This is a genomic window from Couchioplanes caeruleus, from assembly GCF_003751945.1.
Lineage (GTDB): Bacteria > Actinomycetota > Actinomycetes > Mycobacteriales > Micromonosporaceae > Actinoplanes > Actinoplanes caeruleus.
The window spans coordinates 817,985-844,250 of the sequence record NZ_RJKL01000001.1; the positions used below are offsets into that span (position 1 = coordinate 817,985).

Here is a 26,266-nt window from a genome sequence, read left to right on the forward strand (position 1 = left end):
CGTGATTCCTTCCCACGGCGCCGGCGGGCAGGCTAGGTGCCGTCGGCGATGTCGTTGGCGGCGATGTACCCGAAGGTCATCGCCGGACCGATGGTGGAACCCGCACCGGCATAGCTGTGCCCCATGACCGCGGCGCTGGAGTTGCCGGCCGCGTAGAGTCCGGGAATGACCGGCCCGCCGGCGTGCAGCACCCGGGCACGGGCGTCGGTCCGCAGTCCACCCTTGGTCCCGAGGTCACCCGGAACGATCTTGCAGGCGTAGTACGGTGGCAGCCACAGTGGCGCGAGGCAGGAGTTCGGACGGACCGCGGGGTCCGTGTAGTAGTGGTCGTAGGTACTGTCGCCGCGGTGGAAATCGGTGTCCCGCCCGGTCCGCGCGAACCCGTTGAACCGGGAGACCGTGGCGGACAGGGCACTCGCAGGAACCCCGATCTTGTCGGCCAGCCCGCCGAGCGTGGAGGAGCGGTAGACGGCACCGGCGTCGTACCAGGAGTCCGGGAACGGGAAAGCCGGAGCGATGTCGCCGAAGAGATACCGGTTACGGTAGTTCTGGTCGAAGATCAACCAGGCTGGGATGTCCGGCGTGATGCCGTTCTTGTCGTACATGACGTGCACGACGTCGCTGTAGGGCGCCGCCTCGTTGACGAACCGCACGCCGGCGCTGTTGACCATGAGGCTGCCGGGCAGCGTCCGCTCGGCCAGGCAGAAGTACGGCTCGCCGGGCGTCGGGATGGCCGGTCCCCACCATGAGTCGTCGAGGAAGTCGGTGGCGGCGCCTGCCCGCAGTCCGGCCTGAATGCCGTCGCCGGTGTTCTCCTTGGCGCCGACCGTCCACTCGGTGCCGATCGGCTCCCGCTGGTACGCCAGCCGCATGGCCAGGTTGTGCTCGAACCCCCCGGCGGCCACGATCACGCCGCGGTTCGCACCGATCACCGTCGAGGACCCGTCGCGGGTGACGACGACCCCGGTGACCCGGCCGCTCGCGTCGAACCGCAGATCCTGGAACGGTGTGTCCAGCCAGACCGGCACGCCCGCCCCCAACAGGCCGGCACGCAACCCGGCGGCCAGGGCCTGCCCCATCGTGAGTGGCGTCTTCCCGTGCAGGACGGCCGCCGCGTACCGCGCGACACACTCCGCCGCGACGGCGAAACCCTTGGCATTGACCAGAGACAGTACGAGCCATTTGTAGTCGGCACTGAAGACGGAAACCCCGGGCGGCGTCGGCATGTAGGCGGGGTTGAGCCGGCTCAGCTCCGCGCCGAGCAGCTTGCCGTCGAACAGGTCCGGCTCGATCGAGCGGCCCTGCGGCATGCCCCCGGCGAACTCGGGATAGTAGTCGGGGTAGCCCTCCATGAACCGGAACCGCAGCGGGCTGTTCCCCATCACGAACGAGATCATCGGCGGCCCGTTGTCGAGGAACGCCTGCTGCTTGGCGGTGGGCACGTCCCCGTCGACCACCGCGGCGAGATAGGTCGCCGCCTTCGCCGGGGTGTCGGGAACCCCGGCGGCAAGAATGATCTCGTTGTTCGGAATCCAGATCCCGGCACCCGACCGGGCCGCGGACCCGCCGAACGTCGGCGCCTTCTCCACCACGACGACGCTGAGACCCCGCTTGGCCAGACGAAGCGCCGCGGTCATCCCGGCGGCGCCGCAGCCGACAACCACGACATCGAACTGCTGAGCGGCCCGCGCGGCGCGTCCGAGAACGGCCGGCCCGACGGCCAGGCCGGTACCGATGGCGGCGGCGCCGGTGAGAACCTGGCGCCGGCTGAGAGATGGTGACATCGGAGCTCCTAGGAGGGCAGGGAGCAGAACGACGCGCGTGCCTCGATGTCGCGGTGGACGACGGCTCAGGCAGCCTGTAACGCGTTCTACTATTGGCAAGAAAATATGCTGTTGTCAATTGAAATCTTTAACGAGAACGTGATACAGCTAGCGGACAGGATCGGCACTCCCCCACGCCCGCCGCCGACTCAGTCGATCAACCCTTTGATCGTCGCGGCGAGATCATCGAGCCGGCCTTCGGTACGGGCACGCTGGTGCCTGGCCCACTCCTTGCCTTCCGCGGCGATCCCTTCCAACACGTTGAGGGTGTGGGTCAGACCGGACGCGTCCACCGCCACCCGGGACAGGGTCGACACGTCCTCGCCGTCTTTGATGTCTGCGGTGGGCGGCTCGGTGACCTCGACGTCGATGTGCTCGCCGCTGACGAGTGTCAGCTCGAACGTCTGCCGCTGTCGCGCGGCGAGCCCCTGCACGTGTGCGGCGGCGACGGCGTCGAAGCGGAAACTCATGCGCGCCGTCGGACGTGACTGCGCCGCCCGGAAGTCGAGATCGACCGAGGCGTGGCGTACGCCGGACTGGGTGAGCAGGAAGAGCAGGAGCCGATAGTTCGTGTAGCGCCAGGGGCCACGAATGAGCCGGGCCCGCTCGCGCGGCGTGCCGGGCGCCTCGATGAAGGTGTGCGCGATGATCTGGCTCGGCTTGAGCCGGTACAGCGCGAGCATCCGGTCGACGAGGAGCTTCCGGTCGCACTCGAGCCAGGAGGCCATCTCAGGATCGGTGGGCCGCCGCGACAGCTTCGCCTTCCAGCGAAGGTAGGCCACCTCGCGCGCCTCGAGCTCCTCCGCCCGCTCCACAACGTCGGCCACCACCCGCCGGCGCTCGGTGGTGATACGCAACCACGCCCGCGTCGCGACGACCACGCAGACGGCGGCGAGCAGGGCTGCGGCCGTGCCCGCCCAGGGTGCGGTCACCACGGCCGCAGGCACCACCCAGCCCGTCACCGCGACCAGGGCGACGGCGATCCCGGCGAGACATGCCGCCTTGATCCGCAAAGGAGTGCGGAGATGCGCCCGGTATGCCGTCAGGGTGTCCTTCTCCCAGCGGCTGCGGACATCGCCGACGAGATGACGCACCAGCCAGGCGATCTGCCGGGCCTTGATGCGTTGCTCGCGGTAGATCTCGACGAGTTCGTCGCGCAGATGCCGCTTGATGCCGGCGGTCTGCGCCAACCAGGTGTCCCGGTCGGAACCGTCCGGCACGTACCGCGCGAAGTAGTGGTCGACCAGCCGATCGACCGCGCGGGCGAAGCCGCGCTCGGGCGCCTCGGCGACCCGCTGCCTGGGCGGCGCGAGCACCGCGTCCTTCATTCGCAGCCGAGCCCGCGCAAAATGCCACGGCACGGCGTGCACCATGGCAACGGCGCCACCGGCCGCAGCGAGGACGAGGGCGGCCATCGCGGCGGGGTCGCCCCGCTGAAGGAGCAGGCGGCCGACGACGCCCATCGCGTACAGAAGGGCGGCGGTGCCGATGATCGCCCCCGCCCAATCCCGTACCCGCGTCGCGTTCGGCCTTACTTCACGGGCGCGCGCACCCGCGGGATTCGGCTCGAAGAACATCCAGACCCGGTTCATCCGGTCCCCGGCCATCTGGTTCGCCCGAGCCTGCGCGATCGACCGCTGCCACAGCTGATCAACCATCGGCCCCTCGATCAGAGAGCCCAGATGATCGAGGACCTTGCCGCGCTGCACCGGGTGGAGGTCGTCAAGCTGCTTGACCGCTATGTCGGTGTCGGTCGTGCCGATCGAGCCCATCAGGCGCAGCACCGCCCGCAGGCCCGCCGTCCACTCGTCGCCGCGACCGAGCGGTGGCATGTCCCCACAGATCGCCGAGAGCGCCGCGATGTCCTCCGGGCTCAACTCCCGCAGCGTCCGTCCGCTCAGCCGTGCGAGCAGGCGATGGAAGCGCACCTCGTCGGTCTCGTAGCCCCGGGCGACGGCGCGCTCGATCAGCTCTCGCGCCTCGCCGGGCATCCGAGCATCCAGATACCGCACGCCGACGGTGAACTGGACCTCCGGCGATGCGTCCGCCTCGACCTGGTAGAAGTTGACGTCGCCGTGGACGTCGCCCTGCGCGCCGACGTTCGCGTAGCCCTGAACGGTGTTCGTCGTAGTGATCACGACAGACTCTTGGCGACGGCGATCATCCCGGTGGCGCGTGCGGCGAGATCGGCCACGTCGGTCACGAGACCTCGCAACCGCTTCAGCGCGACCACGAGCCCACTCCCACCCTGAGCGAGACATCTGCTCGCGGCATCGATCTCGGCCTTCGCGGCCGCGCAGGTCTCCGGGTCGAGCTCCCCGGCATGATGCGCCCGCTCGAGCAAACCCCGGAGGTCCGCAAGCCCGGCGGCCACGTCGGTCGGCGGAAGGACCCCGCGCTCGAAGGTGATGTCACCGTAGTTGGTGCCCTGATTGCCCACCCGCGCGTTGCCGCCGGCGACGTTCGTGTGGGTCGTCGACGTCGCGGCCGGACCGCCCTCGCCGGAGGCGGCCGGCCGGCCGGGGCCACCGTCCGCGACGAGCTCGGCGGCCAGAGCCGCGGCGAACGCCGCGGCGTGGACGACGGCGCGCGGCTGCCAGTTCTCGCCGTCCCGCGCCGCCTTCTCGCCGTCAGCGCGGTCGCTGATTCCCCGCACCACGACGACCGGCAGAGCGCCGTTGAGGTGTCCCGCCTGCGCGACACCCGCGGCCTCCATCTCGACCGCAAGTGCGTCGTTGTAGTGCTGCCGAATCCATCCCGCCTGTGCCGAGACTGCGGAGTCCTGCACGATCTCCCCGGCGGCGATCGGCCCGAAGTGCACCCGGGGACGCACCCCGCCGGGCAGTCCACCGGCCCAGCTCCCCGTACGGATGACGCGCTGCGCGACCTGGGCGGCGGCATGCGACGTCTCCCACCCACGCGGACGGGATCTCAGGCCGTCGTCCTCACTCGTACCGCCGTGGTAGGCGTAGACCTGCGAGGCGACCACCACGTCGCCGAGCTCGACACTGGGCCACAGCGCCCCCGCCACCCCGACGAACAGGACGGCGGCGGGCGAGAACTCGGCCATCGCACGCTCGGCGAGAACCGCCGCCGGATGGTTGCCCTTCCCGACCAGACCGAGTGCGACGCGGAATCCGCCCGTACCGAGCCGGCCGACCTCGAAAAGGGTGCCCGCCGGATGCCGATGCGTCCGCGGGCTGGTCATCCGGTCCCGGACCGCCTCGTACTCCAGGTTCATGGCCGTGAGAATCACGACGAGGTCGCTCATGATGTCGCCTCCTGATCTGCGGGACCGATCGGTCGCGTCAACGGGGGACGGATCGTCGCGCTCGGGCCGGCGCGGAAAAGCCGAGCGGGACGTCCGGGAGTGGCCCTGCGCGCCGGGCCTGCCGGGACGAGGAAACCGTCAGCACCCTGGACCTTGCGGTAGAAGTTGCGGGGATCGAGGCGGACGCCCCACACCGCCTCGTAGACGCTCTGCAACTCGGAGACCGTGAACGTCGGCCCGACGAACGCGGTCGCCAGCGTCGAATGCTCCAGCTTGGTGCGGACGCGCTCCACCCCGTCGGCCAGGATCCGCCGATGATCGAAGGCGAGCCGGGCCGCCGGAGACAACGCGAAGTCGGCGAGAACCCAGCCCGCCGCGGACGCGTCGGTGTCCGCGACCGGCTCGGGCAGCCGCGGCGCAATCGCCAGGTAAGCCACGGAGATGACCCGGCCGCGAGGGTCGCGGCCCGGTGTTCCGTAGGCGCCGAGCTGTTCGAGGTGAACGTGCCGGGCCGTCAATCCCACTTCCTCGGACAGCTCGCGGTAAGCGGCCGCCAGTAGGTCCTCCTCGGCGTCTCTGAGGAAGCCACCAGGAAGCGCGAGAACGCCACGATGCGGTGCGATCCCCCGCTCGATCAGCACGACGTGGAGCTCTGATCCGCGCACGGTGAAGACCACGAGATCGACGGCTACGAGCACCGGAGGCGGCACCCAGGCATCGGCGGTCATGGATGCACCGTAGGTTTACTGTCACTCTCACAACAAGGGTCGATGACTGTCGGTTTCCGTCAGTCCCTTACCGCAGGATCTCGTCCCGGGCGATCCGAGATCCGGCACTACGGCGGGAGGTGCAGGTGCGCACCGCCCCGACCGATCCGGCATTGACCTTGCTGCGACCGAAGCCGTCGGGCGCTCAACCTCGCCGCCGCACCTCGCCCTCGGACGGAGATGGATCCAGGAGGGCGGAGCGCAGTGATGCATCCTGCACCGGAGGTGGCCGACCCGGAGAGAGTGCAGCTCAGGACGCTCGCCGGAGTAGGACCGCGCGACACGGAGGGCCGCGTACACGGAGCCCGGAGGGGCGTGTAAAGTTCTCTCCTGTGCGGCCCACCGGGGCACACCGATTGCGGATGCCAACCGCAGATCGGCCCGGCTAGGCTGTGCGAGCAGGTCCGGGTGGCGGAATGGCAGACGCGCTAGCTTGAGGTGCTAGTGCCCTTTATCGGGCGTGGGGGTTCAAGTCCCCCCTCGGACACGTACCATAACCCCACAGGAATCCGCGTCTGGCGTTGCCAGCACGCGGATTTTGTGGTTTCCGGGGTGGTACGTCATGGTCAGCCCCAGTTGCCGATAGACCTCGGCCTTGCGGGTGGCGTCAGCGTGGCGGACGGTGTCGCGGATTCGGTCGAAGTCACTGACCAGCTGAGCGATCTCCGCACGACTCAGTCGACCGGGCGCGATCGGCGAGGGTGCGATCGTCCGCCGCGACAGGGCCGCGGCGCGTTGGGCATTAACCGCAGCGATCCAACCGGCCACGGTGACAGGATCGCCGCCGGCCTCGGCGAGCGCGCGATAGCGAGCCAGCTTGGCGTCACATTCCGCGATGATCGCTGCCGAGTCGTCCTCTGGAACCGGCGCAGCCGTGTGTTGGGGCTGAGCGGCGTGCAGGCGGTCGATGGTGTCCGTCAGTCGGTGCGGGGCAAAGGCTCGCAGCAGCCACCGGTCCAGCTCTGGGACCAGGTCTTGCTCGGGTAGGTAGACGTTGCGAGGGTGCTGGACGTGGTTGGCGAGGGCGTACTCGTTGGGGTAGCGACAGCGGTAGTACGGCTGGCCGTGGCTGAACTGGCCTTGCATCTTGCGGCCGCAGACGCCGCACCGCAGTAGGCCGCGCAGCGTATACGTTCGGCGGACGCGTTCGCGCTGGCGGGTTTGACGGCCGGCACCGTGTTCGGCGCGGACGCCCTGCGCGGCCTCGAAGTCGGCGACACTGACTAGGGGTTCCTGGGCGATGGAGTCGGACCACACCCACTTGTCGGTGTCGTTCCAGCGCATCCTTGTTTGATAGCCCAGGCCGACGTCGTCGACGTCGAGCAGGATCTCGTCCTTGCGCTGCTTGTTCCATACCTGCCGTCCGGTGTAGCGGGGGTTGGCCAGGATCGCCTTGATGGCGCTCTTGGCCCATCCTTCGCCGGTGCGGTGGCGGTTACGGGCGGGGTCGGCGGCCGACGGGGACGGGATGCCGTCACGGGTCAGTGCCTCGGCGATAGCGAAGATCCCGGCCCCGGCCAGATACATAGCGAAGATTCGTCGGACGACCGGCGCGGTGACGGGGTCGGGCTCGAGCCGGTGCAGACGCTTGCCGTCGGCGGCCTTGCCCGGGTTCGGGTGCGGGCCGGCGTCGGCGAGGCGGTAGCCGTACGGCGGACGGCCGCCAAGGAACCGTCCCTCGATCTTGGCCTGTGCCTGCATCGCCATCCGCACACGGACCTTGACCCGGGAACGCTCGCCCTTGGACATCCCGCCGAACACGCTCATGATCAGATCGTGGGCCTCGGAGTCCGGATCGATAGCTCCGCCGACCTCGGGCACCCAGAGTTCGACACCGTAGTGGGTGAACACCGGCATGGTGAGGCCGTACTGGTTGCCGTAGAAGGCACGCTGAGGCTCGCCGATCACGACCGCGCTGAAGCCCCGGTTGGGATCTGTGAGGGCCTCCAGCAGTGCAGCAGCCCGGGGGCGGCGGCGCCACGGCAAGGAGCGGGACATGCCGATGTCGAAGAACTGGGCTACGACTTGTCCACCGACGGGTTCAATCAGTGCGGTTGCCCGAGTGAGCTGCCAGTTCTTGGAGGCTTCCGGGTCCTGGTGGTCTTCGGTTGAGACGCGGCCGTAGAACGCGAACGTCAGTCGTGGCGGTCGAGAGTCCGGGGTGGCCGAGTCGAGCTGGAGCGGCGGAACGTCGATCGTCATGTGGTGGCACCCTCTCAGGAAATTCGGTGTTGCCCCGGGACGGCGGAGGCCCATCTGGGATAGGCGGTCGTCGCCCCGGGGCGTCAACACAGATCCACGCAAATCAGGTTGGAGTGATCAAGGCTGGGCTGCGGTGTCCGACGTGGGCTGCAAGGAGTCCGATGGTGTTCTCGGTCCGGCGTCTTGTAGGAGGCGTAGTACCGCTCGCGCGACGGCAACGCTGTCCAGGCTTGGGCTATCCGTATCGAACTCGACGATCACGGGGCCGCCGGGCTCTGACTGCTGCCGGCGCCTTGAGGTACGACGCTGATCAGTCATCGGGCCGCCGGAGGATCACGACGTCTTCGTGCTGGACAAGCCACTGCGGGTCGCCGTCGGCGATGGCGTCGCGGACGTTCTTCTGCTGGAAGAACGACGCCCGGGGCACGAGCACCCCGTCGCGGACACCGGCCATCAGCGCCACGCATTCCTCGACCAGTTCCAGCCCGGCGGCCTGTCCGGCGGCGACGACCATGCCGGGGATGTCGATGAGTTCGCCGTGGCGCCGGTAGGGGCGGGCCGTGATGACCACGTGCCCGCCGGGGCGCAGGACGGCCCGGCAGCCGGCGAGGATGTCGGTGAACCCGGCGGCGAGGGTGTCGTGGTCGCGGTAGGCGAGGTTGTCGCTGCCGCCGTATCGGTGGTGGACCTTCTGTACCTTGCCGCGCCGTGGGCCGGGGGTGCGGACGTGGCCGTGGGTGGACGGCCCGTACGGCGGCGACGTAACGACGAGGGCCACCTTGCCGGCCACCGGTGGCGGCAGCAGCACGGGGAGCTGGCGGGAGTCGCCGGTGTAGACCTCCCCGGTCCCGGTGGCGCCCTGCCTCTCGGCGAGGGCGATGTTGACCGCCGCCAGGGCGGCCCACCGGTCCTCGTACTCGACGCCGACACCGTCCCGGCCGAGGTGCATGGCCTCGACCACGGTGGTGCCGATGCCGGCCATCGGGTCGAGCACGACATCGCCGGGGTCGGTGTAGGTGCTGATGGCGTAGCGGGCGATGGTGGGCAGCATCTTGCCCGGGTGCGTGATCGACTCGGAGTCGTAGCGGCCCTTGCGCAGTTCCCGGGAGGGCTGCTGGCCGGTCAGCCACACCGAGCCGGGGTAGCCGGCGGCGAGCAGGGCGGCGGGCGAGCGGAACTCAGACATCGGCGGCCTCCGGGGTGATCGACGCGAACGCGAGGAGGTCCCGGTGGGCCGGCACGTGCCGGCCTCCGCGCAGCGGCGGGCGGGACACGGGACGGGTTTCGGTGCGCGGCTCGGCTTCGGGCAGCGGCACGAGCAGCGCGGGGATGTGCTGGTGGTAGAGCAGCCCGGCGGTCCGGGCGGCGGCGATGACCGTCGAGCGGTGCCCGAACGCACCGCCGGGGCCGGTGGTCAGCAGCAGGACGAGGAACCCGCCGGGGCGCAGCAACCGGTGCCAGGCGCCGAGAGCCTGGCTGATGGCGTGGGGGTCGCGGCTGTCGATGTCCAGGCGCGGCAGGGTCGCCAGGACGAGCCCGGCGCCGTGCCGGGCGGTGGCCGCCGAGTGCCCGTCGAGGGGCTCGGGCCACACGTGCGGGTGCTGACCCTCGGTGACAGCGATGCCGTGCCGGCGGTGCAGGTGCTCGGCGGCAGCCGCGATGGTCGGGTGGCCGTCGCTGTCGAGGACGGTGTCGCCGTCGCGGGTGTAGCGGGCGATCAGGAGGGCGACGTGGTCGGGGTGGATGCCGTACCAGTCGGGTAGCGGACGCCCGGCCGGGTCGGCGGGGCGGTGGGTGTGGGTGGGGCGAAGGAGCAGTCCGACGGGCGCCGGAGGGCGGGTGTCGGGAGTGCGGGTCTGCGACATGGGGCGTGTGGGCCATGTCCGCCGACGAGCGCTGACACATAGAGATACAGATTTCGGGGCCGGTTTGGACATCGGCCCCGGCCTGGCACGCCCGTTGCGCCGGTGTCACACCGCCGCCGAGACACCTATAACAAGATCAATTCGTGGTTGAACACGCAGGTCAGAGCCCTGGTGGCGGGGACGCCACCGGGGTCGCGTGCGGCCGACGGAGGCGGGTGGTGATCGCGGCCACCTATAACAAGATCACGAAGCCCTATAACAAGATCACCGTCGAGGTTGAACAAGATCATCGAGCCCTATAAACAAGATCGACTTAGGGTTGAACAAGATCATCAACGGCGTTCGGATGGTGTAACACGCCTCGCCGCGCCGTCGCGCCCGGCGCCGTCAAGAGGTGACCGACGCCCGGTCGGACATTGATGTTCAAGGCATGTCTGCCGCCTGTGACAGCGGTCGCCGCGAGCCGGTGTGACAGGGGTTGAACACGCAGCTCAGCGGCCCCGGACGACGCCCCTCGGCCCGCGCCGGGCGGGGGTGGCGGCCGACGCGCTAGCACAGGGGTTGAACACGTGGCGTGACCGTTGAACAAGATCCACAGTGTTCATGATCTGTTACACCCGAGTGGCGGGATGGGTGTCGTTCCCGCCGGATGGCCCACCGAGGCACCGGCATCCCACACCCACCTCTCGGGGGATCTTCCATGTCTCAGTTCGTTCGTTCCGTGCTGCCCACCGCCGGTCTCGACGCGCCGCGTCTGGTGCTCGGCGCGCAGCCCTTTGACGTCGCCGCGAACTCGCTTCGCCTGCTCACGACCGGTCCGGAGCCGCTGTCGGTGGACGGTGCCGCGCTCGGCGGGGGCCTGCCGCGTCGGCGGATTCCGTTGTCGGAGCTGGCCGCGATCCTGATGCACCCGTCCTGCGACCACGCCACGAGTGACCGGGTGTGGCGGCTGCTTATCGGCCGTGCCCGCGCTGATGGTCCGGTCTGGGTCGTGGGTGCGGTCGGGGTGGCCCTGCCGGGCCTGCGCCAGGCGGCCTACCGGCTGCGCGGCTTCTCCGGTGACGTGCAGGCCGAGCTGCTGACCGCCTTCGTCGCGGCGCTGCACACGGTGAAGCCCGGTGGGGCCAAGGTGGTGCAGCGGCTGCTGTCGGCCACGTTCACTACCGCCCGCGCGGCGCTGCGCGCCGACGAGCCGATCCGCACGAAGGCGCCGGTGGATCTGCCGGTGGCGGCTGGCGGGCATCCGGACTTCGTGCTGGCCAAGGCGGTCGCGGTCGGGGTCATCACCCCGGGCGAGGCCGAGCTGATCGGCGCCACTCGGCTGGAGGGCGTGTCGGTGGCCGACTACGCCGAGCGGGCCGGTCGTGGCTACTGGGCGGTGGCCAAGGAGCGCTCGCGGGCCGAGGAGCGCCTGGTCGCGGCGATCCGCTCCGGGGAGCTGTCCGATGAGGACGCCGCCGTGATCGCCGAGGCCACGATGACCCTCGCGGTCGACCGGGCGCACCTCGGCTGACCTGCGCCTTTGCGTGCCCGATGTCCAAACGAGGGCCGAAATCTGTATCTCTTAGTGCGGGACTTTCCCGCACCTGGTGACCTTCTTCGACCGGCCCCGCTGACGGCGCTGACACCCGCAACGGCCCCGCCGAACCCTTCGAAGGAGGACGGCCAACACGGCCGGTCGAGGTCACCACCTTTCCCCTCGTCGCTCGCCCAGCCCCACACCTTGTGGGTGTGGGGCTGGGCTGCCCTGGAAGGTGCCCACGTCCCATGAACCACCGCCCTCTGCACCGCCCGACCCCGACCCCGCCCCGCCCGGTCGGCGACCGGCGCGGCCGGCGCCTGACCCGTACCGTCCGCGTCCTCGCACCGGCTGTCGCGGTCACCGCTGCCGCGCTGGTTGCCATCGCCGGCACCCCGGAGGCCGCGTACGCGGCCGACTCGCTCGACGCCGTGGTCAACAACATCCGCAACTGGCTGGTCGGCATCCTCGTCGCCGTCGCCACCCTGTTCCTCACCGTCGGCGGGCTGCGCTACGCCGCCGCCAACGGCGACCCCGGCGAGGTAGAGAAGGCCAAGCTGACGCTGAAGTCCGCCGCCGTCGGCTACGGGCTGGCGCTGCTCGCGCCGCTGTTCGTCACCATCGTCGGCAAGTGGGTGGCCTGATGACCCACTCCACCGATCCGGCTCGCCGTCCCTTCGTCCCCAACCGCCGCCCGGCCGTCCCCGCCCGCCGTCCCCGGTCGTCCCGCCGTGGCGTGCGGCTGCTCGTCCTGATCGCCCTCGGCGTCGGTCTGACCGCCGGCCCCGCTCTGGCGGGGACGGCGTGGGCCGAGCCGTCCCCGGCACCGTCCCCGGGTGCGAGCGTGCCGAACCCCGGCTCGCGCCCGCCGGGGGCGAACCCGTCCCCGTCCGCCCCGTCGTCCCCGCCGACCGTCGTGCCGTCCCCGGCCCCCGCCCCGCCCGGCAGCGAGGCCGGGGACGCCGACGACGACCCCGGCATGTTCGACATCCCCGGCCAGATCCGCAAGGCCATCAACGAGTTCCTGCTGTGGATGGCCAAGACCGGCCTGAAGCCGGTCATGGAGACCCTCGGCAGCACCGCGCTGTCCACCCCGGACCTGACCGGCAGCGAGCACGTCAAGGCCATCTGGACGACCAGCCTCGTCACCGCGAACGCCATCTACGTACTGTTCATCGTCGCCGGCGGCTTCATCGTCGCCTCCCGCGAAACCCTGCAGAGCCGGCACGGGCTCAAGGAGATCGCGCCGCGGCTGGCGCTCGGGGCGGTGGCCTCGAACGTGAGCCTGATCCTGTGCGGCAAGGCCATCGAGTTCACCAACGCGCTGACCGCCGCCGTCGCTGGTCAGGGCGTGGACGGGCCGAGTGCGGCGAACGCCATTGTCGGCATCCTCTACCAGCCGTTCAACGGCGCGAGCCCGAACATCCTGCTCGCCCTGTTGGTCATCGCCGCGTCCATCCTCGGGCTGATCGTGATCATCACGTTCGTCATGCGGGTGGCGGTGATGGTCGTACTCGTCGGCATCGCACCCCTGGCGCTGGCCTGCCACGCGACGCCACAGACCGAGGGCATCGCACACACCTGGTGGCGTGCCTTCGGCGCCTGCCTGGGCCTGCAGGTGGCGCAGGCAGTGGTCGTGCTCGCCACGATCAAGGTGTTCCTCACCCCGTCCGGCCTGGTGATGCTCGGAGTACCTCAAACGGCGAGCGGCCTGCTCGGCGTCCTGGTCTGCATCACGATGCTGTGGCTGCTGATCAAGCTCCCCGGCCTGATGAAGCAGTACGTGCTCAGCCCGATGGGGCTGCAAAGCCAGGGCCGAGGGCTGTTCGGACAGCTCCTGCAGGCGTACATGACGTTCAAGACCCTCGGTGCGGTCACCGGCCTGAGCAAGGGCAAGAGGGCCGTCATCGCAGGTGCGGCAGCCCGCCCGACAGGCGGCGGGACGGGAACGACGAGCACTGCTCGGCCCGTTTCCGCCACCCGGGGTGGTCCGGGTACCCCGCGCCCGGCGCCGTCCCGGCCGTCCCCGGCCGGTCCGGTGGCGTTCAGTAACGCCCCGACCACGCAGACGCCACTGTCGGCGCCCGCCGGCACCGCCGGGGCACCGTCGTTCAGCCACCCGGCGCAGCCGGGCACCCCGGCGGCGACCCCGACCGGCCCGGCCCCGGCCGCGTCGTTTTCCCAGCCCAACGCTTCCCAGCCGGCCACGCCTCGACCGAGTGGACGGCCGGCACCGGCGGCGTTCAGCGGCACGGCGCCCTCACCGGCGAGCCCGACTCCGACCGGGCCGGCACCTGCGGCAACGTTCTCCAATCCGCCAACGGCGCAGAGCGCGCCGCGTCGACCCCCGGCCCCGGTCACGCCGGTGTTCTCCTCCGCACCGAAGGGCACCTCGGCGGGGCGGCCGACGGCGGCCCGACGGCCGACCGCCGCGCCTCGCCCGGCCAGCGGAGGCGGCCGTCCGCCGGTCACCACGCCGCCGGCATCGGCCCCGGCGCCAGCGGCTCGGCCGTCCCCGCGTCCGGCACCAGCGCCGAGTCCGTCCCCGGCCGCCGGGCCGGCATCGCCGCCGCCGTCCCCGCCGCGACCAGCGGGCAGCGCGGCTCCGGTGTTCCGACCGGCGCCGTCCCCGCCTCCGTCCCCACCGTCCCCGCCGCCGCAGCGGCCGTCCCCGCCGTCCCCGCCGCCCGCGCGGCGCCGTCCCCGAAAGGCAGGTAACTGATGAGTCGCCGTGACGACGAGGCGCCGCTGCGCGCCCGGGTACCCGCCGATGTGGAGAGGGCTGATCGGATCGCGTTCGGCTTGACCGGGCGCCAGCTCGTCATCCTGACAGTCACCGGCCTCGTGCTGTACGCGGCGTGGACCGCTCTCGCGACGGTGGTGCCGCCGCTGGTGTTCATCGCCTGCGCGCTGCCCATCGTCGGCACGGCGTTCTTCGTGGCGGTCGGCCGCCGGGACGGCCTCGGCCTGGACGTGTGGCTCCTGGCCGGACTGCGGCACCGCCGGGCGCCGCGTCGGCTGGTGCCGTCGGAGGGTCCGGTCACCCCGGCCCCCGCGTGGATCAGCACCACGCGGGGGCCGGGTGACCGGCTCCCGCTGCCCGCACCGCTTCGCCTACCGGCCAAGGGCATCACCGCCGACGGCCTGGTCGACCTCGGCCCGGACGGCACCACCGGCCTCGTCGCCGCCAGCACCGTCGCGTTCGGGCTACGCACCCCGGCCGAGCAGAACGGCCTGGTCGCCGGGTTCGCCCGCTGGCTGCACAGCCTGGACGGGCCGGCGCAGATCCTCGTCCGCGCCCAGCGGGTCGACCTGACCCACGTCGCCGACCGCATCCTCGCCCAGGCGCCGGGCCTACCGGACCCGGCCCTGGAAGACGCCGCCCGCTCGCACGCGGCCTTCCTGGACGACCTCGCCGCCCGGCGCGAGCTGCTGCACCGGCACGTCACCGTCGCGGTGCGCAGCAAGCGCAGCCCCGGCCACACCGCCCATCAGGCAGCCGAGACGGTCCGGGCGCTGTCCGGCTGCGAGGTCGCCGCGAGCGTGCTCGACCCGGCCGACGCCGCCGCCACCCTCGCGGGCGCGCTCAACCCGTCCGCCGCGCCGTCCCCGTCGTCCCCGCCGCCGGGACGGCCCGTCCCCGACACCCATGGAGATGAGCAGCTGTGAACCTGTTCCCGCGCAACCGGAAGACCGTCGTCCCCGAGGTGGGGACGGTCGTCCCCGGCAGCCCGGACGCCGTCGAGGTCGCCGGACGGTCGGTACGGGTCGGGGACGGCTACACCGCCGCCCTGGCCGTGACCGGCTACCCCGCCGAGGTCGGCCCCGGCTGGCTCGAACCGCTGCTGGCCTACCCGGGCCGGGTCGACGTGTCCCTGCACATCGAACCCGTCCCGCCGGTGGTGGCCTCGCAGCGGCTGCGCAAGCAGCGCGGCCGGTTCGAGGCCAGCCGGCGGCAGGACGCCGCCAAAGGCCGCCTGGATGACCCGGAGCTGGACGCCGCGGCGGCCGACGCCGCCGAGCTGGCCGCCCGCGTCGCCCGAGGCGAAGCCCGCCTGTTCCGCCTCGGCCTCTACCTAACCGTGCACGCGGACAGCGAGCCGGAGCTGGCCGACCGGGTGACCGAGGTCCGCGCCCTCGCCTCGTCGCTGCTGCTCGACGTCGCCCCGGCCACCTGGCGGCAGCTCCAGGGCTGGATCACCGGTCTACCCCTCGCCTATGACGCGCTGGGGATGAAGCGGGTGTTCGACACCGACGCCCTCGCCGCCGCGTTCCCGTTCACATCGCCGGACCTGCCGACCACCGCCGGGGACACCGGCATGGGCGTGCTCTACGGCCTCAACCTGCACAGCCCCGGTGTCGTGGTGTGGGACCGGTGGGCACAGTCCAACTACAACAGCGTCGTCCTCGCCCGCTCCGGTGAGGGCAAGTCCTACTTCGCCAAGCTGGACCTGCTCCGCAACCTCTACCTGGGGGTCGAGGCGTTCGTCATCGACCCCGAAGACGAGTACGTCCGCCTGGCCGAGGCGGTTGGCGGGACGATCATCCGGCCCGGCGTGCCCGGGGTACGGATCAACCCCCTAGACCTGTCGGCCGGGGACGGCGACGACGCCCTGATCCGGCGGGCGCTGTTCCTGCAGACCTTCGTGTCGGTCATGACCGGCGGGACGGCCATCGCTCCGGAGGAGACCGCCGCTCTCGACGTCGCCGTCCTCGCCGCGTACCGGGGCAAGGGCATCACCACCGACCCGCGTACCTGGCGGCGCCCGGCGCCGCTGCTCGCCGACGTCGCCGAGGCGTTGAAGGACGCCGGTGACGCCGGGCGGACCCTGGCCGCGCGCCTGCACCCGTACGTGGCCGGCTCGTTCAAGGGCCTCTTCGACGGGCCGACCACCACCAACCCGGACGGACACCTCGTCGTCTACGCGATCAAAGACCTGCCCGAAGAGCTGAAGCCCGTCGGGACGCTGCTGATCCTCGACGCGATCTGGAAGACGGTCAGCACCGCCAACCGCAACGGAGGCACCGCCCGGCGGCTGGTGCTGGTCGACGAGGCGTGGCTGATGCTGCGCCAGGGCCTCGGCGCCCAGTTCCTGTTCCGGCTGTCGAAGTCGGCCCGCAAGTACGGCGCCGGCCTATCGGTGATCACGCAGGACGCCGCCGACGTCCTCGCCACCGAGGTCGGCCGGGCCGTGGTGTCGAACGCCGCCACGCAGGTGCTGCTGCGGCAGGCGCCGCAGGCCATCGACGCCGTCACCTCCGCGTTCGGGCTCACCGACGGCGAGCGGGCGTTCCTGCTGTCCAGCTCACGCGGAGACGCCCTCCTCGCAAGTGGATCTTCGCGGGTGGCGTTCCACAGCCTCGCCTCCGACGTGGAGCACGACCTGGTCGTGACAGGTCCGGAGTCCAGCCCCGTGGCCCGCCGGTAGACCCCGCAGTTCCCCCACCCTTCCCGTCAGGAGCAACCCTCATGTCCCTTTTCGGCAGGTTGTCACACCCCTCGGCCCTGCTGCTGGCCGCTCCGTCCCCGGCGCCGTCCCCGTCCCCGCCGTCGGCCCCGCCGTCCCCGGCCGGGTGTGTGCCCGGTCAGGGCGGGATGCCCGACGGGCTGCTCGGCGAGCTGCTGTGCGGCACGTGGGGACCGAAGGCCCCCGCCGCTGTAGCCGAGTTCGTTCGCGTCCGGTGGCCGCTGCTGCTCGCCGCCCTCGTCGTCCTGATCGCCCTCGCCGTGGTGTGGCGGATGTGGCGACGCCGGGTCTGGTCCGCCCACGCCGCGCAGGCCCGCTGGTTGCAGATCATTCCGCCGGTCACCGCCACCCCGGCCGCCACCGTCGGGCTATGGCGCCTGCTGGCCACGGCGCTGCCCGCGCCGAGGCGGTGGGCGTGGCGTCCGGCCCGGATCGTGTGGGAGGTCGAAGCCGACCCGCACGGGATGCGCGTCGGGCTGTGGCTGCCCCCTGGGGTGAACCCGACCGCCGTCCTGCGCCTGCTGCAGCGCGGCTGGCCCGGGGTGCGCGCCGAGCAGGCCCCGCCGCCGGTCGTGCCCGGCGGGACCGCGACCACCCTCGCCCTGCTGCCGACCCAGCCGGACTGGCTGCCCCTCGTGGACGACACCACCACGGCCAGCTCGAGGAACTGGGAGACCGCGCCGCCGGACGAGGACCGGCTACGCGCCGTCTACGACGGGCTCGCCTCGGCCGGGCGCACCGGCGGCGGCCTGCTCCAGGTCCACATCAGCCGGGCACCGGCGCACCGGATGCGGTCACTGCGCCGGGCCACCACCCACCCCGAGCGCGCCCGCAAGACCCGAGGTGCGTCCCGCGCCGTGGGCCTGCTGGCCGACGGGTTGCGGGCGCTGATCCTCGGCGTGCTGAACATGCTCACCCCCGGCCCGTCCAGCAGCGGCAGCTCGTCGCGGCGCACCACGCATGACCCATACCTGGCTGAGCTGGCGCGGCAGGCGCGCGGCAAGCTCACCGCCGCCCCGCACCTACTCGTCGCCGTCTACGCCACCGGGGCCGGGCCGACCAAGGCCGCCGCCCTGTCCGGCGCCGCCGACATCACGAGCGGGTTCGGGCTGCTGTCGGCGCACTTCACCCGCCGGCGGCTAAGGGGCGGCACCACCGCGGCGGCGATGCGCTGGGTGCCCGAGTCCCGGATGAGCCTCGCCGCCGTCGCCGAGGCCGCCGCCCTGGCCGGGCTGCCCGCCGAACCGGCCGCCTACGGCCTGCCCGCCGCCGCGTCGCGCCGCCGCCCCGGCAACCGCGACGTCTTCCGGACCGGCCCCGCCACCCGCCGCCGCGACCCCGAGCCGCCGAAGCCCCCGAAGCCCGACGCGCCGAAGCCCGGCACCGACGACCCCGACGAGAACCCCCCGAACGTTTGGAGTGCTCCGTGACCACCATCCACAACCCCGACGCCGCGCCCGCCTCCGACCCGCAGGGCCGCCGGCTCAACCTGGTGCCGCTGGAGGAGCGACACGGCCTGGGCGGCAAGGTGATCGGCGTCGCCAACGCCGGCCCCCGCACCCGGATCGGGATCTCGCTGACCGACTGCCGCTACCACCTGCACGCGCTCGGCCCGACCGGAACCGGCAAGACCACGCTGCTGATGAACATGATCCTCGACGACGTCGAGGCCGGCAGGGGCGTGGCCGCGTTCGACCCGGCCAAGGGCGACCTGATCCGGGATCTGCTCGACCGGATGCCGAAGTCCGCCGGTGACCGCCTGGTGCTGATCGACCCGGACGAGGACAAGGCCCCTCCGGCGATCAACCTCCTGGATCCGGCGGTGCACGGCGGCACCCCGCACGACGTGGCCGCCAACGTCACCGCCGTCATGTCGAAGGTCTGGTCCCGCTGGTGGGGCCACCGCAGCGCGGACATCTGCTACCACGCCCTGCTCACCCTGGCCCACCTGGAAGGCTCGACCCTCGCGCAGTTGCCGCGGCTGCTGTCGGACTCCAAGTGGCGTGCCGGGCGGGTCGCGGCGGCCACCAACGCACTGAAGGCGTGGGAGGGCAACACCCTCACGGAGTTCTGGGAGGGTTTCGACGCCCTCCCCGCCGGGCAGCGCGCCGGCCTGGTCGCCCCGCTGCTGTCCCGGCTGCGCCTCGTCTTGGCGCATCCGATGGCGAACTCGCTGTTCGGGGTGCCGGCCACGACGTTCTCCTTCGCCGACATCCTCGACGGCGGCGTGCTGTTGTGCCGGCTGCCGAAGGGTGTCATCGGTGAGGACGGCACCCGCCTCATCGGTTCCCTGCTGCTGGCGGGGCTGTGGCAGGCCACCACCGCCCGCGCCCGCATCCCCGAGAACCAGCGCCCGGACGCCATGGTGGTGCTGGACGAGTGTCACAACTTCCTGCACCTGCCCATCGGCATCGATGACGCCCTCGCCGAGGCCCGCGGCCTGCACACCTCGTTCGTCTTGGCTCACCAGTACCTGGGGCAGCTCTCCGGGGAGATGGTCGAGGCGATCGACGCCAACGCCCGCAACAAGGTGTACTTCGCCCTCGCCCCGCGTGACGCCGTCGACCAGGCCCGCCACCTGCGGCCCTACCTCGATGAGGGGGACCTGATCCGGCTCGGCGGCTATGAGGTCGTCCTGCGGCCGGTCGCAGGCGGTCGGGTCGTGCCACCGGCGACCGCTGACACCGAGCCCCCGCAGCCGCCGATTTCCGGCCGCTCCGAGGCGCTGCGCAAGGCGGCGAGGAAGCAGACCGGGCTGTCACACAAGGAGCGGCGGAAGTTGCTCGGCGCGGCGGTGACGGTCACGGCGAGCACCGAGTCCGAGTCCTCGGCGCCGGTTCCGGTGCCGGATCTGGTGGGTCGCAACACCTTCGCCGCTCGGGGCGAGCGGTCTAACGAGACCACTCACGAGCCGTCCAACGAGGAATCCAACGAGTTTTCTAACGAGTCCGATGACTCGTTTGACCCCACCCCCTATAACACGTCATCCGCGCAGGTCAGCGGCGCTGAGGAGGTCTGGTGAACCGGAACCGACTGATAAGAGATATCACTCCTACTAGCGCACAAGCTTCTGCCCCTTCCGGTGCCCGCCTGACGGCGTCCGTCGTGGCCGGCGAACTCACCAGACTCACCCCACGAGACCGGCACCTGCTCGACCTGCTCGACCAGCACAAGACCCTCACCACCGACCAGCTCGTCGACGTCGCCTTCGGCTCCGCCGGTCGTGCTCGCAACCGGCTCAACGTCCTGCTGTCCCGCGACATCCTGGACCGGTTCCGGCACTACCAGCGGCCCGGCTCGCAGTCGTGGCGGTGGACCCTCGGCCCGGTCGGCGCGGCCCTCGTGGCGGCCGGACGCGGTGACCCGTTGCCCCGTCCGGCCACCGTGCGCGACGCCACGGCCCGACTGGCGATGTCCCCGACGCTGCCGCACCTGCTCGCCGTGAACGGGTTCTTCGTGGCGCTCACGGCGCACGCCCGCACCGACCCGAGCACGCGGCTGGACCGGTGGTGGAACGAGGCGCGGTGCCGCGAGGAGGTCGGCACCGTGGTCCGCCCGGACGGGCACGGGGTGTGGAACGTCGGCGGACGGGCGGTGCCGTTCTGGCTCGAAGTCGATCTCGGCACCGAAACGCTGTCCCGTGTCGTCGGCAAGCTCGACGGCTACGCGAAACTTCCCCCGCCCCGGGCGTACCCGGTGCTGTTCGTGCTGCCCATCGCCGCGCGGGAGGCGAACCTGCACGCCCACCTCTCCCGTACCGGGGTGCCGGACGGGCTCACGGTGGCGACCGCCGCCGACGACCACGCGGCCGACACCGGCGGCCCGGCCGGGCCGGTGTGGCGGGTCACCGGACGCCCCGGGCGAGTCAGCCTCGCCGACCTCGCCCCGGCCGGGGACGGTGCGGTGTGGGACGGATAGTCGGGCTGGCCGTGGCCGTCGTGGCGACCGTGCTCCTGCTGATCGCGGGTGCCGCCGCCGGGGTCGTCTCGGCCATGTTCGGCGGCGGCGGGTACGGCTCCGGGTGCGCGGCAACCGTCGCCGCGCCCGGGGCCGTCCCGGCCGGGCTCACCGCCGAGCAAGCCCGTAACGCCGGGGTGATCGTGACCGTGGGCGAGCGGATGCGGGTACCGGTGCGCGGGTGGGTGGTCGCGGTCGCCACCGCCCTCCAGGAATCCAACTTGATCAACCTGGGAAACCTCGGCGACGCCAACGACCACGACAGCCTCGGACTGTTCCAACAGCGGCCGAGTCAGGGGTGGGGCACCCCGGAACAGGTCATGAACCCCGACTACGCCGCGACGAAGTTCTACGAGCGCCTCCTCACCGTGCCGGGGTGGGAACGGTTGCCGGTCACCGAGGCCGCTCAGGCGGTGCAACGGTCGGCGTACCCGGACGCCTACGCCAAGCACGAGCCGCGCGCTACGGCCATCGTGACCGCGTACACCGGCGGGACACTGCCGACCTGCGACGGCGGACCGATCGCGCCGTCCGGGTGGGGCCGCCCCGTCGCCGGGACGGTGGGCTCCGGATTCCGTACCGGCGACCGGCCCGGCCACGACGGAGTCGACATCATGGCCGCACGCGGAACCGTGATCCGTGCCGCCTCGGCCGGGGTGGTGGTGACGGTGCGGTGCAACATCGGCGGCAACTCGTGGCAGGCGCCCTTCGGGCCGGGGATGCCGTGCGATGTGGACGGCAGCCCGACCACCGGCGGGTGCGGGTGGTACGCCGAGGTGCGCCACGCGGGCGACATCGTGTCGCGGTACTGCCACATGGTGCGGCAACCGATCGTACGAGTCGGTCAGACCGTCGCGCCCGGACAGCCGATCGGCTACGTCGGAACGTCGGGCAACTCGTCCGGCCCGCACCTGCATTTCGAGATCCACGTGCGCCGTGAGGCGCTGCACAACCGAGAGGAGGTCTACGAACCTGTAGATCCTGTTGCCTTCCTCGCGCAGAGGGGGGTGAAGCTGGGGGCAGCCTGATCCGGAGAGGTGTCCGGGTCGGGTGGGAGCAGCCCCGACAACGTCGGGACGGTCTGGCACTGCCAGACAGGCCGGGTCCGGCTAGCGAGACGGGACGGCATACGAGCAGGAACCAGCGGTGAGACCCCGTAAGCGAAGAACCTGCCCCGAACCTGGCGGATATGGGCAGGAGTGAGGAACGCATCGTCCTACGTGGATTTGGGCGGTGTCCGACCGGCCTTCGGGCTGGTCTGGGTTGTCGGCTGAGCTGCGCGTGGTCGGCAACGTCCTCCGGGGCGGAGCTGGGTGCCTCACCCGTCGCATTCGGTTGTCAGTGAACACGGGAACCGCTGCGGTCTCGCCTCCCACGTCGTCGCCATCGGCGTGAAGGCAAGGCCCACCGTCGGCCGATGGGGCCGCAGCGGGGCGGAGCCGCCGTAGTAGTCCGAGGTCGGGAAAGCCGATCACATGGCGAAGGGCGGCAGCGAGTCAAGCAGCGAAGGAGAGTGCAATGCCGGAAGACTCGCCGGTGAATATCGGCGATCTGCTCGCGCGGCCCTTGGTGGCCGAGCGGCGGGTACTGGAGATGCAAACCAAACTGCACCGATGGTCGGTGGCCGATGCTGGCCGCCGGTTCGATGATCTGTTCAACCTCGTGGCGGACCCGGCGTTCCTGGTGATGGCCTGGACACGGGTTCGGGAGAACAAGGGTTCGCGGACCGCCGGGGTGGATTGGCAGACAGCCCACTCCATCGAGGCGTCCGCGGCCGGCGTGGTCGGGTTCCTGGAACAGGTGCGTGCACAGGTCAAGGCGCGGGCCTTCGTTCCGGTCCCGGTGCGGCAGCGGATGATCCCCAAGGCGAGCGGCAAGCTGCGCAAGCTGGGGATTCCGACGATCGCAGACCGCGTCGTGCAGGCGTCCTTGAAGCTGGTGTTGGAGCCGATCTTTGAGGCGGATTTCCTGCCGTGTAGCTACGGTTTCCGCCCGGAACGCCGCTGTCAGGACGCGATCGAGGAGATCCGTTATCTCGCCGCCCGCTCCTACGAGTGGGTGTTCGAGGGTGACATCGCGGCCTGCTTCGACGAGATCGACCATGCGGCCCTGCTGGACCGGGTGCGTCGACGCATCGCCGACAGGCGCGTCCTGACGCTGGTCAAGGCGTTCCTCAAGGCGGGCGTGCTCAATGCTCTCGGGCACGTCCGTGGCTCTCACGCCGGTACTCCCCAGGGCGGCATCCTGTCGCCGCTACTGGCCAACATCGCCCTGTCCGCGCTCGACGAGCACTTCGCCGAGCTGTGGCAGCGCCACCGCAATCCCACCGCGCGCAAAGATCACCGCCGACGCGGAGGCGCGACGTATCGCCTGGTGCGCTACGCCGACGACTTCGTCGTCATGGTGTCCGGCACGCGCGAACAGGCCATGAGCCTGTGGGATGAGGTGGCCGCGATCATCGCGCCGCTCGGGCTGCGTTTAGCGCCCGAGAAGACGAGGGTCGTGGGCATCAACGAGGGCTTCGACTTCCTCGGGTTCCGCATCCGGCGGGACCGGCAGAGGGGAAGCGACCGCTACTTCATCTACACCTACCCGGCGCGCAACACCCTGACGTCGGTCAAGGCGAAGATCAAGGCGGTCACACAGACACAGACCCTGGACCGCCCGCTCGACGAGATCCTCAAACATCTCGGCACCATCGTGCGGGGCTGGACCCTGTACTTCCGGCACTCCTCAGCCAGCGTCACCTTCGCCTACCTGCGCTACTACCTGTGGAAACGGGTCGTCGTGTGGCTACGGCGTCGGCACGCGAAGCCGGGATGGAAGTACATCCGCCGCCAGTACTTCAACCAAGACTGGTGGCCCGAATGGAACGGCATCAGGCTCTTCGACCCCAGTACGGTGAAGATCCACCGTTACCGCTACCGGGGCACGAAGATCCCCACGCCGTGGGGCACGCGCCCAGCAACAACCTGACCAGCCGGGACTCGTGGAGAGCCCGGTGCTCGGAAACGGGCACGCCGGGTTCGGACGGGCGGCCAAGGGAAACGGGCGGCGGAAATGCCGAAACCGCGCCCTTGGTCGACCCGTACACCGGCTATCCGGCCCACGAAGGCAACGCCGTGGACCCGGTTTCATTCATGGCGAAAAAAGGCGTCCGACTGTAAATCGTGAAGTGATTCTTCGCACAAATCATCGACTTGACTTCACCACCCGGATCGAGCGTCCATGAACGTGTAAGCAATTCCCGGACGAAAGGAAAGACAATGCCGCACGCGACCGCCCCGCAATTCACCACCGAGTCCCTTGCCGCCGCCGTGAAGTCCGTAGCGGCCAACTGTGACACCCCGACGGTGGTCACGCTGACCGCCGCCGGGGCCACCGTCACCGGGCGGGCGGAAGCCGTCCCCGGTGCCCCGCTGACCGCCGACGCCGCCGCCGCGACGCTGGCCGGCATGGCGCGGCTGATCGGCCGGCACCCGGGCATGTTCGGCGCCGACGTGGCCGGGTACGCGCTGATTCTGCCCGGTGAGCGCGTCGCGTTCGCCGCCGACCGAACCGGGACCACGCACCACATCCAACTCCCCGGAGCCCCCACCGAGCCGCTACGGTCCGACCGGTGGGGCGCCATCTGTGACGGGCTCACCGCCATGATCAACGCCGCGCGCTGACCGTCACCCCGCCGCACCACCGCCCCGCCACCGCGCCCGGCCGATCGGCCGGGCGCGGCGCGTTTCCTACCCCCGAAAGCCGACCCCGCCCACGGCCGATTTACGGCCACGCCCCACCGGCCCTAGGCAATGCCACCCGCGCCGCGCGAACGTCGCACAGCGGCGAAGCTGGGGCCATCAAATAGCGCGCCCCGCCGCAATCGCGCCCGCAATCGAGGGCCGCGCGGCCCCGAATCCGGGTTCCCGGAAAGAGTCATGAAAACCGGGGTTGACAACAACCGGGCATCGAGCGTCCATGGACGTGGGCAACAACAACCGCCCCGGCGAAACGCAAGAACGCCAACGCGGAATCGCTATTACCAATCCCATTTGTGTACGGAGGTTTACCCGCCATGACCGCACCCACCGCCACCCCGGCCGCCGAGTCCGTCGCCCGTTCGCTCGCCGCCCACCCCGACGGCGTCACCGCACGCGACCTCGCCACGTCCGCCAAGGTTGGCAACTCCACCGCCGCCAAGATCCTCGCCGCCATGGAGGCCGACGGCACCGCCACCCGCATCCCCGGCCCGACCAACGGCAACCGCAAGAGCGCCGACATCTGGCGGCCCGCCGCCACCACCGAGGAGGCCACCGTGACCACCACGACCGACGAGGCGCCCGCCGCGACCGACGACGCCAGCGCCGCCGACGAGGCGCCCGCCGCGACCGACACGGCCACCACGACCGACGGCGCGGGCAGCGCCACCGCAACCGACGACGCGCCCGCCTCGACCGACGAGGCCGCCGCCGACGCGCCGACGCCGACCGACGGGGCCGCGCCGAACGAGGCGGGCAACGCCGACGGGACGGACGGGAAGCCGGTCGAGGCGCCGGTTTCCGGGGCGCCGGTGTCGGGCGCGCCGTCCGGCGCCGGGGATCACCTAAAGATCGTGATGGTGGCCGGGGTGCTCGGTGACCACCCGGACGGGGTGAGCGCGGCCGACCTGATCGAGACGTCCGGCCTGCGGGCGGCGGTCGTGGCGCGGGTACTGACCGCCATGGAGGTTGCCGGGGCGGCGGTGCGCAAGCCCGCCGACAAGCCCGACGGCGTAGACCTGTGGGTGCGCGGTGAGGCGGACCTGGACAAGGTCGATCTCGCCAACGCGGCCCCGTACCGCGAGTGCGTGTGCACGTGCGGCCACAAGCACCGGGTCAAGACCGGCGTCGCGGTCACCACGATGCGCCGCCCCGGTCGCACCACCGGCGAGATCAACACCGACGGGTCGGCGAAGCTCGGCAAGGGCGAGCTGGAGCGCATGGTCGAGGCGTGGATGCGCGACCTGGGCACCGGCCACGACGTCACCCCGACCACCGTGGGCAAGGAGCTGGGCGGACGTAGTTCGGGCGCGTGCGGCAACGCGCTGAACAAGCTCACCGCCGCCGGGGTGGTCGTGATGACCAGCGCCGCGCCCGCGAAGTTCGCCCTCGCCGACAACCCGCCCGCCCCGAGTGACGCGGTTGCCGCGCTGATGACCCGCCCGGTGACCACCGACGAGGCGGTGAGCGACGAGGCCCCGGCCACCGACGACACCCCGGCCGACGCGACCACCGACGCGACCACCGACGAGGCCCCGACCACCGAGGAGGCCGCGACCACGGCAGACGCCCCGGCGACCAACGAGGCCCCGGCCGAGCTTGCCGACGCCGCGTGATGACCCGCCGCGCACCCGGGGGCCGGACTTCC

19 protein-coding genes and 1 tRNA gene are annotated in these 26,266 nt (G+C 71.4%); 13 read left to right on the plus strand and 7 right to left on the minus strand.

What is annotated here, in order from left to right; translation table 11 throughout:
- Nucleotides 1–32: 32 nt before the first annotated feature.
- The 4 genes from kstD to EDD30_RS03910 all read right to left on the minus strand — a co-directional run bounded on the left by kstD (nt 33) and on the right by EDD30_RS03910 (nt 5,822).
- Nucleotides 33–1,784 carry a 3-oxosteroid 1-dehydrogenase gene (gene kstD, locus EDD30_RS03895; RefSeq protein WP_071804246.1) on the minus strand — a complete coding sequence of 584 codons (1,752 nt, stop codon included), beginning with the start codon at nt 1,782–1,784 and terminating at the stop codon, nt 33–35.
- Nucleotides 1,785–1,972: 188 nt separating this feature from the next.
- Complete coding sequence (locus tag EDD30_RS03900) at nt 1,973–3,961, minus strand: hypothetical protein (RefSeq protein WP_071804245.1); 1,989 nt, start codon at nt 3,959–3,961, stop codon at nt 1,973–1,975.
- Nucleotides 3,958–5,094, minus strand: a complete 1,137-nt coding sequence (locus EDD30_RS03905) for a 5'-methylthioadenosine/S-adenosylhomocysteine nucleosidase family protein (RefSeq protein ID WP_071804244.1) — start codon at nt 5,092–5,094, stop codon at nt 3,958–3,960. Before EDD30_RS03905 ends, EDD30_RS03900 begins: the two co-directional genes overlap by 4 nt.
- Nucleotides 5,091–5,822 (minus strand): NUDIX hydrolase, encoded by a 732-nt coding sequence (locus EDD30_RS03910; protein ID WP_071804243.1) that lies wholly within the window; start codon nt 5,820–5,822, stop codon nt 5,091–5,093. The genes EDD30_RS03905 and EDD30_RS03910 overlap by 4 nt, the downstream gene beginning before the upstream one ends.
- 441 nt (nt 5,823–6,263) lie before the next feature.
- On the opposite strand from EDD30_RS03910, the gene EDD30_RS03915 reads away from it, so the two are divergent.
- A tRNA-Leu gene (locus EDD30_RS03915) sits at nt 6,264–6,348 on the plus strand.
- On the opposite strand, the gene EDD30_RS03920 is transcribed toward EDD30_RS03915, so the two are convergent.
- The 3 genes from EDD30_RS03920 to EDD30_RS03930 form a co-directional block, all read right to left on the minus strand.
- Nucleotides 6,330–8,063, minus strand: coding sequence for a recombinase family protein (locus EDD30_RS03920; protein ID WP_084556233.1), 1,734 nt, complete (start codon nt 8,061–8,063; stop codon nt 6,330–6,332). The two genes, EDD30_RS03915 and EDD30_RS03920, sit on opposite strands and share 19 nt — an antisense overlap.
- 310 nt (nt 8,064–8,373) lie before the next feature.
- Nucleotides 8,374–9,249 (minus strand): TRM11 family SAM-dependent methyltransferase, encoded by an 876-nt coding sequence (locus tag EDD30_RS03925; protein WP_071804242.1) that lies wholly within the window; start codon nt 9,247–9,249, stop codon nt 8,374–8,376.
- The gene (locus tag EDD30_RS03930; protein WP_071804241.1) at nt 9,242–9,928 is read right to left on the minus strand and encodes a hypothetical protein; all 687 of its coding nucleotides are present in this window, start codon (nt 9,926–9,928) and stop codon (nt 9,242–9,244) included. Before EDD30_RS03930 ends, EDD30_RS03925 begins: the two co-directional genes overlap by 8 nt.
- A 700-nt stretch (nt 9,929–10,628) precedes the next feature.
- Between EDD30_RS03930 and EDD30_RS03935 the strand changes: the two genes are divergently transcribed.
- From EDD30_RS03935 to EDD30_RS03995, 12 genes are all read left to right on the plus strand, one after another.
- Nucleotides 10,629–11,441, plus strand: a complete 813-nt coding sequence (locus EDD30_RS03935; protein ID WP_071804240.1) for a hypothetical protein — start codon at nt 10,629–10,631, stop codon at nt 11,439–11,441.
- A gap of 254 nt (nt 11,442–11,695) precedes the next feature.
- The gene (locus EDD30_RS03940) at nt 11,696–12,091 is read left to right on the plus strand and encodes a pilin (RefSeq protein WP_071804239.1); all 396 of its coding nucleotides are present in this window, start codon (nt 11,696–11,698) and stop codon (nt 12,089–12,091) included.
- Nucleotides 12,092–12,426: 335 nt separating this feature from the next.
- Nucleotides 12,427–14,169, plus strand: a complete 1,743-nt coding sequence (locus tag EDD30_RS03950; RefSeq protein WP_123678055.1) for a TrbL/VirB6 family protein — start codon at nt 12,427–12,429, stop codon at nt 14,167–14,169.
- Nucleotides 14,169–15,116 (plus strand): PrgI family protein, encoded by a 948-nt coding sequence (locus EDD30_RS03955; protein WP_211277916.1) that lies wholly within the window; start codon nt 14,169–14,171, stop codon nt 15,114–15,116. The genes EDD30_RS03950 and EDD30_RS03955 overlap by 1 nt, the downstream gene beginning before the upstream one ends.
- Nucleotides 15,113–16,876: a VirB4 family type IV secretion system protein gene (locus EDD30_RS03960; protein WP_123678056.1), complete on the plus strand. Its 1,764-nt coding sequence runs from the start codon at nt 15,113–15,115 to the stop codon at nt 16,874–16,876. Before EDD30_RS03955 ends, EDD30_RS03960 begins: the two co-directional genes overlap by 4 nt.
- A gap of 41 nt (nt 16,877–16,917) precedes the next feature.
- Complete coding sequence (locus tag EDD30_RS03965) at nt 16,918–18,345, plus strand: hypothetical protein (RefSeq protein WP_148088112.1); 1,428 nt, start codon at nt 16,918–16,920, stop codon at nt 18,343–18,345.
- Nucleotides 18,342–19,937: a type IV secretory system conjugative DNA transfer family protein gene (locus EDD30_RS03970; RefSeq protein ID WP_244945556.1), complete on the plus strand. Its 1,596-nt coding sequence runs from the start codon at nt 18,342–18,344 to the stop codon at nt 19,935–19,937. Before EDD30_RS03965 ends, EDD30_RS03970 begins: the two co-directional genes overlap by 4 nt.
- An 83-nt stretch (nt 19,938–20,020) precedes the next feature.
- Nucleotides 20,021–20,833: a replication-relaxation family protein gene (locus tag EDD30_RS03975; protein WP_123678058.1), complete on the plus strand. Its 813-nt coding sequence runs from the start codon at nt 20,021–20,023 to the stop codon at nt 20,831–20,833.
- On the plus strand, nt 20,821–21,900 hold the full coding sequence (locus EDD30_RS03980) for a M23 family metallopeptidase (protein WP_071810342.1): 1,080 nt from the start codon (nt 20,821–20,823) through the stop codon (nt 21,898–21,900). The genes EDD30_RS03975 and EDD30_RS03980 overlap by 13 nt, the downstream gene beginning before the upstream one ends.
- A gap of 490 nt (nt 21,901–22,390) precedes the next feature.
- Nucleotides 22,391–23,848 (plus strand): group II intron reverse transcriptase/maturase, encoded by a 1,458-nt coding sequence (gene ltrA, locus EDD30_RS03985; RefSeq protein ID WP_123678059.1) that lies wholly within the window; start codon nt 22,391–22,393, stop codon nt 23,846–23,848.
- Nucleotides 23,849–24,138: 290 nt separating this feature from the next.
- Complete coding sequence (locus tag EDD30_RS03990; RefSeq protein ID WP_123678060.1) at nt 24,139–24,543, plus strand: hypothetical protein; 405 nt, start codon at nt 24,139–24,141, stop codon at nt 24,541–24,543.
- 392 nt (nt 24,544–24,935) lie between these two features.
- On the plus strand, nt 24,936–26,234 hold the full coding sequence (locus tag EDD30_RS03995) for a MarR family transcriptional regulator (RefSeq protein ID WP_123678061.1): 1,299 nt from the start codon (nt 24,936–24,938) through the stop codon (nt 26,232–26,234).
- The last annotated feature ends 32 nt before the right edge of the window (nt 26,235–26,266 follow it).